General features: G+C 64.9%; 12 protein-coding genes. 1 reads left to right on the top strand and 11 read right to left on the bottom strand.

Annotated features, from left to right (window positions below):
• The coding region (locus HMPREF2993_RS11100) for a BCCT family transporter (RefSeq protein WP_210401565.1) at positions 1 to 499 on the bottom strand (499 nt) is incomplete at its 3' end.
• A gap of 183 nt (positions 500 to 682) precedes the next feature.
• Here HMPREF2993_RS11100 and thpR point away from each other — a divergent pair.
• The gene (gene thpR, locus HMPREF2993_RS11095) at positions 683 to 1,174 is read left to right on the top strand and encodes an RNA 2',3'-cyclic phosphodiesterase (RefSeq protein WP_083318728.1); all 492 of its coding nucleotides are present in this window, start codon (positions 683 to 685) and stop codon (positions 1,172 to 1,174) included.
• On the opposite strand, the gene HMPREF2993_RS11090 is transcribed toward thpR, so the two are convergent.
• The 10 genes from HMPREF2993_RS11090 to HMPREF2993_RS11045 form a co-directional block, all read right to left on the bottom strand.
• Positions 1,149 to 2,786, bottom strand: coding sequence for an FUSC family protein (locus HMPREF2993_RS11090; RefSeq protein WP_070702385.1), 1,638 nt, complete (start codon positions 2,784 to 2,786; stop codon positions 1,149 to 1,151). The genes thpR and HMPREF2993_RS11090 overlap by 26 nt on opposite strands.
• Complete coding sequence (locus tag HMPREF2993_RS11085; protein WP_070702383.1) at positions 2,758 to 3,978, bottom strand: ATP-binding cassette domain-containing protein; 1,221 nt, start codon at positions 3,976 to 3,978, stop codon at positions 2,758 to 2,760. The genes HMPREF2993_RS11090 and HMPREF2993_RS11085 overlap by 29 nt, the downstream gene beginning before the upstream one ends.
• Positions 3,962 to 4,720 carry an ABC transporter permease gene (locus HMPREF2993_RS11080; RefSeq protein WP_010190814.1) on the bottom strand — a complete coding sequence of 253 codons (759 nt, stop codon included), beginning with the start codon at positions 4,718 to 4,720 and terminating at the stop codon, positions 3,962 to 3,964. Before HMPREF2993_RS11080 ends, HMPREF2993_RS11085 begins: the two co-directional genes overlap by 17 nt.
• A complete protein-coding gene (locus tag HMPREF2993_RS11075) occupies positions 4,717 to 5,622 on the bottom strand; it encodes an ABC transporter permease (protein WP_070702381.1) in 906 nt (301 codons plus the stop codon). The genes HMPREF2993_RS11080 and HMPREF2993_RS11075 overlap by 4 nt, the downstream gene beginning before the upstream one ends.
• Positions 5,619 to 7,037, bottom strand: coding sequence for an ABC transporter substrate-binding protein (locus HMPREF2993_RS11070; RefSeq protein ID WP_070702380.1), 1,419 nt, complete (start codon positions 7,035 to 7,037; stop codon positions 5,619 to 5,621). Before HMPREF2993_RS11070 ends, HMPREF2993_RS11075 begins: the two co-directional genes overlap by 4 nt.
• Positions 7,037 to 7,792, bottom strand: coding sequence for a GntR family transcriptional regulator (locus HMPREF2993_RS11065; protein ID WP_070702378.1), 756 nt, complete (start codon positions 7,790 to 7,792; stop codon positions 7,037 to 7,039). Before HMPREF2993_RS11065 ends, HMPREF2993_RS11070 begins: the two co-directional genes overlap by 1 nt.
• A gap of 51 nt (positions 7,793 to 7,843) precedes the next feature.
• Positions 7,844 to 8,824, bottom strand: coding sequence for an LLM class flavin-dependent oxidoreductase (locus HMPREF2993_RS11060; protein WP_070702376.1), 981 nt, complete (start codon positions 8,822 to 8,824; stop codon positions 7,844 to 7,846).
• Positions 8,825 to 8,827: 3 nt separating this feature from the next.
• On the bottom strand, positions 8,828 to 10,168 hold the full coding sequence (brnQ, locus tag HMPREF2993_RS11055) for a branched-chain amino acid transport system II carrier protein (protein WP_070702373.1): 1,341 nt from the start codon (positions 10,166 to 10,168) through the stop codon (positions 8,828 to 8,830).
• A gap of 38 nt (positions 10,169 to 10,206) precedes the next feature.
• Positions 10,207 to 11,304: a MalY/PatB family protein gene (locus HMPREF2993_RS11050; RefSeq protein ID WP_070702367.1), complete on the bottom strand. Its 1,098-nt coding sequence runs from the start codon at positions 11,302 to 11,304 to the stop codon at positions 10,207 to 10,209.
• A partial coding sequence (locus tag HMPREF2993_RS11045; RefSeq protein ID WP_141758301.1) for an ABC transporter ATP-binding protein occupies positions 11,286 to 13,035 on the bottom strand: 1,750 nt, incomplete at its 5' end. The genes HMPREF2993_RS11045 and HMPREF2993_RS11050, both read right to left, overlap by 19 nt.

Raw genomic sequence — 13,035 nt, 5'->3', positions numbered from 1 at the left:
ATTGGTGGAGGGCTTCGACGGTGTTGCCATCGACGGTGTGAGGCGGCGGGGAGATGTAGTGCGACAGCGGCTCCGAGGGGCCGTAGAAGAAGATACCGACGCCGATGCCGGCGCCAAACATCATGGCGACCCAGCTGAACCAGCCGAATTCGGGCTCTTCGTCATCGGTACCGAGCTTGATGCGGCCCAGGCGGGAGCAGCCGATGTAGAGCATGGTGGCAACGGCCATCATCATGGTGATGTTGAGCAGCCACCCGGCGTTGGTGATGGCCCAGGAAAAAGCGGTGGAGGACGCCGCCGAGACGGATTCTGGCGAGCTAATGCCCCACACGATGAAGGCTACGACGAAGGTAGCGGTGCTGAAAAAGGTGATTTTGTCGAGGGCGAAAGCGTTGCGTTGGTCCTCCACGCCGATGCCGGGGACCAAGCCCGGGTGCATGTCGTGGGGATAGATGCCTACTGGGGGACCGGTGGCTTGTCGAGAGTTCATGGTGACCATTATCGCAGGTGCGCGAAATGACAGTGTTGTGAGCTAGGATGAAGGAACCTATTTCTGCGTCGATTGGAATGCCATGTCGCTGCCTAATTTTGATGAGAATGTCCGTGAGCTGGAGGAAGCCTTCGCTCTCTTCGAACTCGTGGAGGAACACGTACTCGATCCGAACCTGTTGCTGTCGGTGAAATGATTCGCCTTTTCAGCGCCCTCTTTCCCTCCGCAGAGGCCCGTGAGCACCTGGTGCGGGCCGTGCGCCCGCTCAAGGACAACGGGCTGCGGTGGACGGACCCGGATAACTGGCACATCACCCTCGACTTTTTCGGGGAACAGCCCAATGACGCAGTGGAGGTCCGCGAGGCGCTGCGCGGCATCGAAGCGGGGCCGCTCACGCTGAGCCTGAGCGGGGCTGGCTCTTTTGAGAAACAGGTGCTGTGGGCAGGCGTCAAAGGGCAGGTCAAACACCTCATGCTTGAGCCATCGCGCCCGCATCTCACGCTGGCCCGGGCAGGGAGGCGGACGCGGGATCCGTGGCTCATCCCGGATGCGGTGCACGCGCTGAGCGTCTACCGCGGACCCGAGTTCGAGGTCACGGAAATCAGCCTCGTCCAATCTTTCTTGGGAGAGGGGCGCGGCGGTGGGCCCCGCTACGAGATCATTGACGCATTTCCGCTGCGGTGATTTTCTCGATGAGCGTGTCCAATTCCGCGCGGCTGGGCTGCGAGAGCGGATTGACCACGCAGAAATCTAAGAGGAAGTAGCCGGCCGGTTGCAAGGCGGTGTGGCGCTCCCAGAACTCGCTGATATCGGAGTGGTTGGTCGCCAGCGACTGGATGCTACGCCGTTCCGAGAGCAGCTCGTAGTGCAGGTCGCGCCGCTGTGCCAGCGCTTCCTCGGGGGTCTTGATGAGTAGCGCGCCGAGCAGGGCGGCCATCGCCTCGAAGCAGCGCGTTTGCAGGCGGTAGTGGTTGATCAGCTGGGCCCGCGGCTTCCACAGCCACAAGAAGAGCATCGCCACGACCACGGAGAGGCCGATCTCCGCCATACGCGAGCCGATGGTGTGGGCCATGTGCTCCGAGGAGTTGCCCATGAGCAAAGCGAGAGGCGTGGAGAAGATCACGCACAAGGCGTAGTTCTTCACCACCAGAATCTCCGCGCAGAACTGGCAGAAGGCCAGCGCGAGCACCAACCCCCAGCCGTGCGGGCTGAAGGACGCAATGAGCGCAAAGACGCACACGCCCAAGACCGAGCCCAGCATACGTTGCACACCGCGAATCGTTCCCGGAACCCGGTCCGGCCCCCACTGCAAGAGCAGGAGCACCGAGACCGCGCCCCAGTCCGGGCGGTTGAGCCCCAGCGCCATGCCAATGAACGCGGTGGCCAGGCCACCGAGCGCGATCTTTTCCGCTGTTACCACCGCGTGGGAATTGCCCACCGCGGCGCGGTAGAAGCGGTAGCGCATCGTCGGCTTGGTGTGCGGGATGGTGGTGCGGTCCGGGTCCACGTAGGTGGGGGAATCAGACAGCTCATCCGAGTTGCCGCCGACCTGCTTGTGGTGCGCCACGATGCGCTGCTGCGCGGCCAGCGCGCGGTGCACCAGCTCCGCTTGGGCGGGGTGGCGGATGCGGCCGCCGCGGATGACGCCGGCGTCGGCAAGCGCTTGCCAGGCGGTGGAAATGGCGGACTGCGCCTGGTGGTGGCGAGCCAGGAAATCGCTATCTGAGTTCACGAAGGCGTCGGCGGCCTTCTCCAACGCGGCCACCGCGCGGGTCTCCGGGCCGTGCGGATCCCGGAAACGCGGCAGCATGCCCAGCACATAGCCGGCCGCCACGCCGGCCAGACTCCACGCGGCCACCTCCCACGGCGAGACCCCGCGCAGCATCGTGGAGCCGCCGGCCACCATCACGATGAAGAAGGAACCCGGCGGCGGCAGCCGCAGCGCATTCTGCACGAACGCGCCGGTCGTCGCCAGCACCACCGTAAACACCGCGGACAGCGCCAGCCCATGCACGCCGACGAGGGAACCAGCCGTGGCCGCCAGCGTGAGCAGCCCGCCAGCGGTGAGGATCACGCGGCGTCGCGTGCGGTAGGGGTGCCCCTCGCCATAAATGACGGAGAACGCGCCCGCCGAAATGAGCAGTACCGCATCCGGGTGGCCCGTCGCTACAGCGATCCCGCCGGGGATAATGATCGCCAACGCCGCGCGCAGGGCACCGGGCCAGCGGCGCGCGGAGGTGTTAAAGGCGGTAAAGAGCTGAAGTGCATTAGGACGTTGCGGCAGTGGGTGTTCCATATCGGGAGAACACCTTACTCGTTTCGCCGCGATCCACGAGCCGGCCGTCCTGTAGCACCGCCACCGTGGGGCATAAGTGCCGCACGACGTCAATGTCGTGGGAGACGAACACCAGCGTCATGTCCTTCGTTACGCGCTGTAGAAGCTCGAGGACCTGGGCCCGCGAGGTGGCATCCAGGGCCGAGACGGCCTCGTCCGCCAGCAGAATCTCCGGCTTGCCCACCACGGCGCGCGCCAGCGAGATGCGTTGGCGCTGTCCGCCGGAGAAGTCCCGGGGATAGCGCTCGAAGCCATCGATGCCGACCTCACGCAGCACGGCCTCGGCCTCTTCGCGCGTCCCGCCGCCCTCGGCCACGATCTTCCAGATGGGCATGCGCGGGTTGAGCGAGCCCTTGGGGTCCTGGAAGACCATGTGCACCCGCTTCTTCACCGCCACCGTCCCCGAGGTCGGCTGCGCCAGCCCCGTGAGAAGCTTGAGCAGCGTGGATTTGCCGGAACCGGAACCGCCGACGATGCCGAGGCGTTCGCCCTCGCGGACGGTGAGGGAGACGTCGTCAAGCGCGGTGACCCCGCGGTAGGCCTTGGTCACGTTCTTAAGCTCGATGACGGGCTCGCCCAGGGTGGGCATGGGCGGCGGGGTGAGGTCGGGAGTGGTGAGCTCACCGATGCGCACGACGCGGTCGCACACGCGCTTGACGACGTCCTGGTCATGGCTAATAAACAGCAGCGCCGTGTCTTCGCTGTCCGCGGCATCGACGATGGTGGAGAGGATCTCCTCCTGGGTGAAGGGGTCCAGGGCGGTGGTCGGCTCATCGCAGATGAGCAGCTTGGGGCGGCGGGCCATGGCCATCTCGATGAGCGCGCGCTGGCGCTGCCCGCCGGAGAGCTGGTGCGGGAAGCGGTTGAAGCCGGGCACCTTCATCAGCGGGTCGAGCGCGGTCATGGGTTCTTGGAAGACCATGGCCAGCGGCAGCTTGCGCAGGTCGCGGTCGCGCATCCCCAGCAGCTCCTGGCCGTTGAAGTTAATGGATCCGGTGGCCTGCAGGTGGTCGGGCAACAGCCCCATGATGGCTAGGGCGGTCAGCGACTTGCCGCTGCCGGAATCGCCGATGAGGCCGACGCGCTCGCCGGGTGCGATGGAGAAGGAGAGGGGGCCGACGGGGCCCACGCGCAGATCAGTGACGGTCAGCATGGCTTCCTAGCAGGTTGAATCCGAGGACGGTGCCGGCGATGGCCAGCCCGGGCCACAGCGCCTGGAGGGGATGGGTGGCGAGGAGGGGTTGGGCGTCGTGCAGCATGCGGCCCCAGGAGGCGGTCGGCGGGGCGGTACCCAGGCCGAGGTAGGAGAGGCCAGCCTCGGCGAGGACGGCCAGCGCAAAGTAGACGGAGGCCTGGATGGCCACGATGCCGCCGAGGTTGGGTAGGACGTGGCGCCACGCGATGAGCGCCGGCGGCACGCGCGAGATGCGGGCGGCCGCGATATAGTCCTGCGTCATGATTTGCAGCGTGCCCGAGCGCGTGACCCGGATGAAGGAGGGGATGCCGGCGATGCCGATGGCGATGGTCGCCGTGAGCGTCGACGAGCCCCACACCGCGCCGGCGACGATGGCCAGAAGGAGCGCGGGGAAGGCGAGCAGCAGGTCGGTGGCCGCCATGATGAAGCCACCACCGCGCATCCCGGCGATAATGCCCAGCGGTACCCCGATGAGGGCGGCGATGGCCACCGCCACCACGCCCACCAGCACGGTGATCTGGGCGCCGGCGAGGATGCGGGAGAAGGTATCGCGCCCGAAGCGGTCGGTGCCCATGAGGTGCTCCAGGCTGGGGCCGGCCAGGCGGTCTGGGGAGATGAGGTTGGGGTCATAGGGCGTCCACACCAGGGAGACCAGGGCGAGCAGGATGGTCAGGCCCACCAGAATGTAGCCGGGTTTCATCGCGCCTCCTTGAGCCTTGGGTCGATGACCCGGTAGGCCAGGTCCGTGAGCAGGTTGACGGTCAGGGTGAAGGTCACGAAGACCATGATGAGGGTCTGGACGGTGGTGAGGTCGCGGGTGGAGACGGCGTCGAGAAGCAGAGAGCCCAAGCCGGGGATGACGAAGACGTTCTCGATGACCACCGCGCCCACCACCAGGGTGCTCAGCTGCACGCCGGTGACGGTGAGCACCGGCAGGGCGGCGTTGCGCAGGCCGTGGCGGATGAGCGCCCCGGTGCGGGATTCACCCAGGGAGCGGGCGGTGCGGATATAGTCCTTGTCCATTTCCTCGCGGAGGGTGGCGCGCACGTAGCGGGTGAGCATCGCTCCTTGCACCAGCGCCAGCGAGATGACGGGAAGCACGAGGTGGCTCAAACCCTCGCGAGGCAGCTGCCAGCCGTTGGCCGGCAGCCATCCCAGGTGCACGGAGAACACGGCAACCAGCAAAATACCGACGAGGAAGCTCGGTACCGCGATGCCCAGCTGCGTGGCGGCATTGAGCACGGGGAGGCGAAAGCGGGCGAGCAGGATGCCCATGGGGATAGCACCGACCAGGGCGAGGGCGATGGCCAGCCCAATGAGCAACAGCGTAACCTGCGCGCGGTCAATCACCAGCGGGGTGATGTCCTGCTGCGAGGACAGGGAGATTCCGAAGTTGCCGGTTAACAGCCCTTTCATCCACTCCAGGTACTGCACGATGAGCGGGCGGTCTAAGCCCATGGAGTGGGTCAGCTTCTCCACGGCCTCGTCCGTGGCGTTGACGCCCAAGGCCACGCGCGCCGGGTTGCCGGGCACGGCCCGCATGAGCAGGAAGATGATGATGGAGGCGGCCCACATGGTGCCGAGGAAGCGCAGGATTCTCATCGCACACCTCGCAACTCAATGGCATCGGTGATCTGATTCGGCTGCAGGCCGGTCAGGCCCTCGCGGTAGAGCACGATATTGGGCATGTTCATCAAGGTCAGGGCGGGCATGTCCTCCATAATCTGGTCCACGGCCCCTGTCATGTCATCCTGCTCCAACAGCGTGCGGGCCTGCGGCGAATCATAGCCGAGGTAATAGTCAGGGTTGCCAAAGATGGTGGGGATATCGCGCGGCTCGACGTGCGCGACGAGCGACATCTGGTAGTCCTTGGCGCCCATGACTTGGCTCAGCCACACCGCGGGAAACTCCGCGGTTTCCAGACTGACCTCAAAGCCCATCTCTGTGAGCTGCGAGTAGAGGAACTCGGAGAGCGTTTGCGCATAGGGCAGGCTCGGCACGGTGAGCGTGAGCGGCGTGCCCACCGCCCCGGCCTCCTCCATCAGCGCGCGGGCGCGCGCCGGGTCGTAAGGGTAGTAGTCCTTCCCGCTAAACCAGGGATCAGTCGGCGGGACGGGTGCGCCGCCCGTGTCCTGCGCGCGGCCTTCCCAGAGGATCTCGTTGGCGGCCCGGCGGTCGATGCCATAGGCCACGGCGCGGCGCACGCGGGGGTCGTCGAAAGGCGCTGCCTGGTTATTCATGGACAGCAGCACCTCACCGTTCGTGGTGCCCACGGCGGTCTCGATGGAGTCATCGAGGGTGTCGAGCAGCTCGGGGTTCTGCACGCCCCACACCGCGTCGACCCCGCCGGAGCGCAGGGCGTTCACCGCGGTGAGGGAATCCGGGAAGTAGCGGATGGTGATGTCTTCCTTCGCTGGGGTTCCCCAGTAGTCCGGGCGGGCGCGCAGCGCGATGTACTCGTTGGGGGAAAAGCCGGCCACGGCGAAGGGGCCGGTGCCCACCGCTTCGGTGGGGGTGCGCATCGCGCCAATGGCGGTGCCCATGGACCATAGCCACTCGGCGGAGGGCCGCTTAAGGGTGACGAGCAGCGTGTGATCGTCGACAGCCGTGGCGGATTCCACCACGTCCATCTGCTTCTTGAGCCCGTTCGTCCACTCCGTCTTCACCGCTTTGATGGACCACGCGGCGGTGTGCGCGGTGAAGGCCTCGCCGTTGGAGAAGGAGGCCTCACGCAGGTGGAAGGTGTAGCGTGTGGAGTCCACCTCCCAGGATTCGGCGAGCCCGGGGACAATCTCTCCCTCCGGGGAGATGCGCACCAGGGTCTCGTAGACGTTGCTCATGAGCGCTGCCGGGATCGCGGCGCCGCCAACGGTGGTGAAATCCAGGGAAGCTGCGGGCGTCGTCGTGGCCAGCGTCAGTGCCGAGGAATCAGAATCAACCACTGCCGTGGAGCCGGCAGAACACGCGCTTAACGACGCCCCCACGACCACCCCCAGCGCACCCAGCCAGGTCTTCATCATCCTTCCGACAGCTTGACCTCGAGCGGGGACGTGGTGCCGCGCACGTTCGTCATGCCAAGCGTCATGCGGTCCCCGAGGTACAGGATTTGGGTGCACTCGACGGGATGCCCGGAGTGATCCGAGATGTCGAGGTGCAGGCGCCACAGCGGGGTGCCGGGGTCGATATTGAGGGAGCGCGCATCTTCCTCGCTGGCGTAGGCGAGGGAGAGCTCGCGGTTGACGCTGTCGAAATCCACGCCTTGCTTACGCAGGTGATCGTGGATGGACTCGTTGTCGGCATCGAAGTTAAGGATCTGACTGCCCACGTCCAGTGGGAAGAACATGCGCTCGATGGCGATGGGCATGCCGTTGGCGCTGCGCACGCGGTGCACAAAGATGACGGGGGAGCCGGTGTCTACCCGCAGGAATTCGGCTTCCTGCTGGGAGGCGGGGCAGCGGCCCAGCCACAACGTGGACGCGCCGGGCTCGAAGCCGCGCTCGCGCAGCCAGTGCGTCACGGAATAAATCGAGTCGAAGGACTCCGAGGTAAAACGCCCGAGGACGACGGAGCGGCGGCCGCGGCCGGAGGAGATGAGGCCTTCCGAGCGCAGAGCCGCGACGGCTTGGCGCACCGGGCCGCGGGAGGAGGAGAATTGCTCGCAGAGCTCGGCCTCGCTGGGCAGGAAATCACCAGGGGAAAGCTTCTTGCTGCGAATGAGGGTGCGCAGATAATCAGCGATAATGCTGTGCTGCTGAGTACCGCGAAGGGCCACCGGGATCCTCCTCTTTGTAAAACGCTGTGACGGGCAACGATGCGCGTACGCCTACAATTGCCACGCGCGCGCCAGGTTACTCATGTTACCCAACGCGGCCTCGTGGCTTGTGGATTGCAGAGAAATCATGAGCTCGTCCGCCTGAGCCACCCTCTGGAAGTCGGTGAGGTACTCACGCACGTGCTCGATACTGCCGATGGCGGAGTATTGCAGCATGGCGATGATCTGCTGGCCCTGCGGAGAATCGATGATGCGGGCGACGTCGGCGTCGCTGAGCTGCTTGCCGCGGCTGACGAAGGCCTTAACGCGGCGGAAACAGACCTTCTCGAATTCCTCTTCTGCGTTATCCCCGGCGGTGACGTTGACACCGGCGATGACATAGGGCTCGGGGTGGGCCTCGGAAGGCTGGTAATTCTCGCGGTAATAGGCCGTGGCGGCTTCCAAGTGCTGCGGGGCGAAGTGCGAGGCGAAGGCATAAGGCAGCCCGAACTTGGCGGCCAGCGAGGCACCGAAAAGCGAGGAGCCCAGGATGTAAATCGGCACGTTCGTGCCGTGGCCGGGGATAGCCTGCACACCGGGGACGAGAGATTTGCCGGAAAGGTAGCCCTGCAGCTCCTTGACGTCCTCGGGGAAGCGCTCGGCGGCGTTTCTATCGCGGCGCAGGGCGCGGCCCAAGGTCTTCATATCGGTGCCGGGTGCGCGGCCCAAGCCTAAGTCGATGCGGCCGGGGTAGAGCTCGGCGAGGGTGCCGAATTGTTCAGCGATAACATAAGGCGCGTGGTTCGGCAGCATGATGCCACCAGCACCGAGGCGAATGCGCTCGGTCTTCGCACCGATGTGGGCGATGAGCACCGCCGGGGAGGACGAGGAAATGGAGGGCATGTTGTGGTGCTCGGTGTACCACATGCGCTTAAACCCCAAAGCCTCCGCCTGTTGCGCTAGTTCGACCGACCTAGCCATGGACTGAGAAGGAGTCTCCCCCTCATAAATGGTGCAGAAATCGAGGACGGACAAAGCGGCGCGGGACGTCATGAGCTACTCACTTTTCTTCGACGAGCCTGTAGATACAACGTCGATGATAACCCCGATGGCAAATGCGAGGAGCGTGGGAATTACCCAGCCCAGGCCAACGTCTTGACCAGGGGAGAAGCTGAGCGGGGCGCCGAAGGAAGTGGCGGCGGACCACAGGACGGAGACCCACAGGGCCAAGCGGAAGCCCCAGTAGAAGGTGACCCACTTTTTGACCGCCGGCTGCAGAAGCGTCAGCGCGATCAACGAGATAGCCGGCGGGTACAAGAACACGATGAAGGGCACCGCGATGGCAAGCACCGTGTCCAGACCCTGGAAGGCGAAGGCGATGGACAGTGCGGTAAACAAGCAAGCCCAGAAGTGGTAGGTGGTCTTCGGTACCAGCATGGCGAAGAACTCCGAGGTGGCGGAAATCAGGCCCACGGCGGTGGTCATACACGCCAGGATGACGATGGCGGAGAAGACGGCCTGGCCGACGTTGCCCATGGTGAGATTGGAGGCGTCGGCAAGCAAGGCGGCGCCGGAATCGTAGGAGGCACCGTTCGGCATGGTTTGGCCGATCCACGCCAGGCCCAGATAAATAGCGGCGAGCAGCGCGCCGGCAATGACGGTGGAAGTGATGGTTCCGCGCAGCAGCGCCCGGTCGGTGGAGAAGCCCTTGGAACGCAGCGAGGTCACGATGACGATGGAGAAAGCCAGGCCGGCGATGGCGTCCATAGTGTTGTAGCCCTCAAAGAGACCCGTGACGAAGGGCGCGGAAGCGTACTCCTCAGTCGGGGTGCCGGGAACGCGGGGATTCGCCACGGTAGCGAGGGTGATGAGGACGGCGAGCAGGATGACCAGTGCCGGGGTCAGGAACTTTCCTAGGGTGTCGATGATGTCATTCGGGCGCCAGGCCAGGGCCAAAGCGATGAGGAAGAAGACGACGTTGAAGGCACCGTTGGCAAAGGTGCCCTCCCAGCCAAGCAGCGGGGTAATCGCAGTCTCCATGGACACCGCGCCGGTGCGCGGCAGGGCGTAGAAGGCGCCGATGGCCAAGTAGGCGATGACGGAGAAGGCCACGCCGAAGATCTTGCCGCCGTGGTTTCCGATGTCTCGCACGGATTGACCGGAAATGGCCACCGCGATCACCGCCAAGACCGGCAGTGCCACGCCAGCGGCGAGGAAGCCCAAGGTGGCCGGCCAGAAGTTGGTGCCGGAGGAGACACCGACCTCCGGCGGGAAGATGAGGTTGCCCGCTCCGAAGAACATGGAGAAGAGCATGAGGGAGGCAACGATCACGATGCCGATGGGCGAGCTCGTCTTTGAAGCGGACTGGGCGGGGGCCTGAACGTCATTTATGGACATTTTTCTAAGGATAATGCCCATGACATGAGATGTAAATTTTAGCTAAATGCTTTCTCCAGCCGGTCGAGCGCCTCTTCCAGCAGCTCGCGTGAGGTTGCGAAATTAAGACGGGCATGATGCTCGCCGCCCGTACCGAAGGTGACACCCTCGTTGAGGGCTACCTTGGCGTGCTCGCGCACCCAGGCCGCGGGCTTCGGGTCATCCGCAATGGCGGTCTCGCTAAAGTCCAACCACAGCAGGTAGGTGGCCTGCGGGTGGGAGGTCTTCAATCCCGGCACGCGCTTGGGCAGCTCCTCCACCAGCCAGTCGCGGGTCTTCTTCAGATACTCGATTTCCTCGTCAAGGAACTCCCCACCATGGCGGTAGGCTGCCTCTGCCGCCAGCACGCCGAGCGTGCCGGTGCCGTCCTTGGCCACGCCGGTCAGCGAGTTCCAGCGCTCGACGTCCGCGGTGTTGGAGAAGATCACCTGCGCGCACTTTAAGCCCGCGATGTTCCACGCCTTGGACGTGGCGGTGACGGTAATAACGCGGTCGGACAAAGCGCCGAGCGGGATGTGGCGGCCCTCGTAGACCAGCGGGGCGTGGATCTCATCGGAGAGGATGCGGGCATCGTACTTCTCCGCCAGTTCCACGAGTCCCCGCAGCCAATCCTCGTCGAAGACGATGCCCAGCGGGTTATAGGGGTGGGAGAGCAGGATGGAGCCGGCGCCGGCCTGGAAGGCGCGCTCGATATCGTCGAGCTCCAGCGAGGTTTCAATCTTCTCGCGCCCGGCGGTCTCCGGCAGCTCTAGCAGCGGCGGGTAGGAGGGAACCGGCACGGCCACCGCGCCTTCGGTGAAGTACTGCACGCCGAGCAACAAGCCGCGCACCACATCCCCGATCCAGAAGACGTGTTCTGGGCGCCAGCCGTAGCGCGATTCGTAGAAATCTGCTATTGCCGCGTTGAGCTCGGAGGCCTTGGGCGCTGGGGTGTAGCCGAAGGATTCGGCGTCGACCGCCTCCTGGATGGCCTCCTTGACCGCCGGCGCGGTGAGGAAGTCTGATTCGGCGATCCACAGCGGGATGACGTCTTCGTCATAGACGGTCCACTTGCGGGTGCCGCGGGCGGAGAGTTCTTTCAGGCTAGGGAAACGCATGCGTCCCACCTTACTCGTCGGTGGCTTGGACGAATCCGTATTTTTTTCAATCGCTGCCGGTCGGCGGCGGAGGCGGATTGGGTCAGGCGCAGCAGTTCAGCGTAGATTCCGCCGGACTGGGCTAGCTCCGCCGGCGAGCCGATCTCGGAGATGCGGCCGCGGTCCAGGGTGATGATGGTGTCCACGTCCGCGATGGTGGACAGGCGGTGCGCGATGATGAGCGTGGTGCGGTCCTTCATTAGCTCGTCCAGACCCGCCTGCACGGCGCGCTCGGCCTTGGTGTCCAGCGCCGAGGTGGCCTCGTCGAGGACGAGGATGGGGGTGTCTTTCAGCATGGCGCGCGCCACGGCCACGCGCTGCTTCTGCCCGCCGGAGAGCTTGAGGCCGCGCTCGCCGATGACGGTGTCGTAGCCATCGGGGAATTCTTCGATGAAGCCGTGTGCATTGGCGCGCTTGGCGACGTCCACGATCTCCTCTATCGTCGCCCCCGGCTTGCCATACGCAATATTTTCCTTGATGGTTCCGGAGAAAAGATAGGACTCCTGGAAGACCACGCCGACCGAGGCGCGCAGGCGCTCCGCGGTGAGCTCCGCGGCGTCGTGCCCGAGCACACTCAGCTTTCCCTCCGTGGGCTGATACAGGCCCAGAAGGAGGTTGACCAGGGTGGACTTGCCGCCGCCGGATTCGCCCACCAGCGCAACCTTGTGTCCCTCCCGGGCGGCGAAGGTGATGTCGGCGACGACCGGCTTATCCGATTCATAGGAGAAGGACACGTCCTCGAAGGCAAAGACCGGGCCTTCGGTCGGGCGCAGCGGCTCGGCCGGGGTGAGGTCGAGCTCCGGCACGTCGGAGGTTTCAGCGGCGGCGACCAGCTGCGGGTTGACCGTGGGCTCCGGGACTTCCTCCATGACCTTGAAGTAGTCCTTGGAGCCGGCGATGGCGCGCTGGCTGACATCCACGATCCAGCTCATCATGAACACCGGCTGCTTGGCCATGTTCACCAGCTGCAGGAGCATGACCATGTCACCGATGGAGAAGTGTCCCTCCAAGGTGCGCCAGAAGATCAGGCCATAGATGCCTAAGAAGATCAGCGCCATGGCCGCGCCGCGAGCGGTATCCATGGAATGCCACCAGCGCGACTGCGGTTTCGTGGTATCCACCACCGCGCGGTAGCGCGAACCGAAGGAGGCCAACTCGCGGGCCTCAGCGACGAAGGACTTAGTCACCTTCACCTGGCCGATGACCTCCGCGAAGCGCCCGTTGGCCACGTCGATGTTCTCATTCTTGATGGCCTCAAACTCTTGCCAGCGCTTCGAGGTCAGCGCGGTGAGCCACATATAGATAGGGAAGAGCGCGGCCAGCAGGATGGCCAGCGGCCAGTAGTACACCGCGGTGATGACCAGCACCGCCGCAGCCTGGATAAGCATGACGAAGAAGTTATTGGAGAAGGACTGCAGGAACTGCGTGATATTCGCAATCGAGCGGTCCAAGCGCGCGATGATGGTGCCGGTGACCTGGTTGTCGTAATAACCCTGCGGCACGGAGAGCAGCTTGGCAAAGTAGCGCGTCGAAAGAATCTGGCGCAGGCGTGCGACCATGACATCGCCGATATAGCCGCCGATATTCTTCACCACGTTGCCCAGCGCGTCCGCCACGAAGAGCGCCACGACCCACCACAGGATGGTGCGCAGCGGGCCGCCTGCGACGACGGTATCGGTGGCTTCGCGGAGG

The sequence above is a fragment of the Corynebacterium sp. HMSC068G04 genome, from assembly GCF_001814885.1.
Classification (GTDB): Bacteria; Actinomycetota; Actinomycetes; order Mycobacteriales; family Mycobacteriaceae; genus Corynebacterium; species Corynebacterium hiratae.
The sequence above is the reverse complement of the archived record's forward strand: the minus strand, read 5'-3'. Positions and strand labels throughout refer to the sequence as shown.

Excerpts from the sequence above, each read along its gene's own strand:
- thpR (WP_083318728.1), top strand. The coding sequence starts at position 683 with ATGATTCGCCTTTTCAGCGCCCTCTTTCCCTCCGCAGAGGCCCGTGAG.
- HMPREF2993_RS11090 (WP_070702385.1), bottom strand. The coding sequence starts at position 2,786 with ATGGAACACCCACTGCCGCAACGTCCTAATGCACTTCAGCTCTTTACC.
- HMPREF2993_RS11085 (WP_070702383.1), bottom strand. The coding sequence starts at position 3,978 with ATGCTGACCGTCACTGATCTGCGCGTGGGCCCCGTCGGCCCCCTCTCC.
- HMPREF2993_RS11080 (WP_010190814.1), bottom strand. The coding sequence starts at position 4,720 with ATGAAACCCGGCTACATTCTGGTGGGCCTGACCATCCTGCTCGCCCTG.
- HMPREF2993_RS11075 (WP_070702381.1), bottom strand. The coding sequence starts at position 5,622 with ATGAGAATCCTGCGCTTCCTCGGCACCATGTGGGCCGCCTCCATCATC.
- HMPREF2993_RS11070 (WP_070702380.1), bottom strand. The coding sequence starts at position 7,037 with ATGAAGACCTGGCTGGGTGCGCTGGGGGTGGTCGTGGGGGCGTCGTTA.
- HMPREF2993_RS11060 (WP_070702376.1), bottom strand. The coding sequence starts at position 8,824 with ATGACGTCCCGCGCCGCTTTGTCCGTCCTCGATTTCTGCACCATTTAT.
- brnQ (WP_070702373.1), bottom strand. The coding sequence starts at position 10,168 with ATGTCCATAAATGACGTTCAGGCCCCCGCCCAGTCCGCTTCAAAGACG.
- HMPREF2993_RS11050 (WP_070702367.1), bottom strand. The coding sequence starts at position 11,304 with ATGCGTTTCCCTAGCCTGAAAGAACTCTCCGCCCGCGGCACCCGCAAG.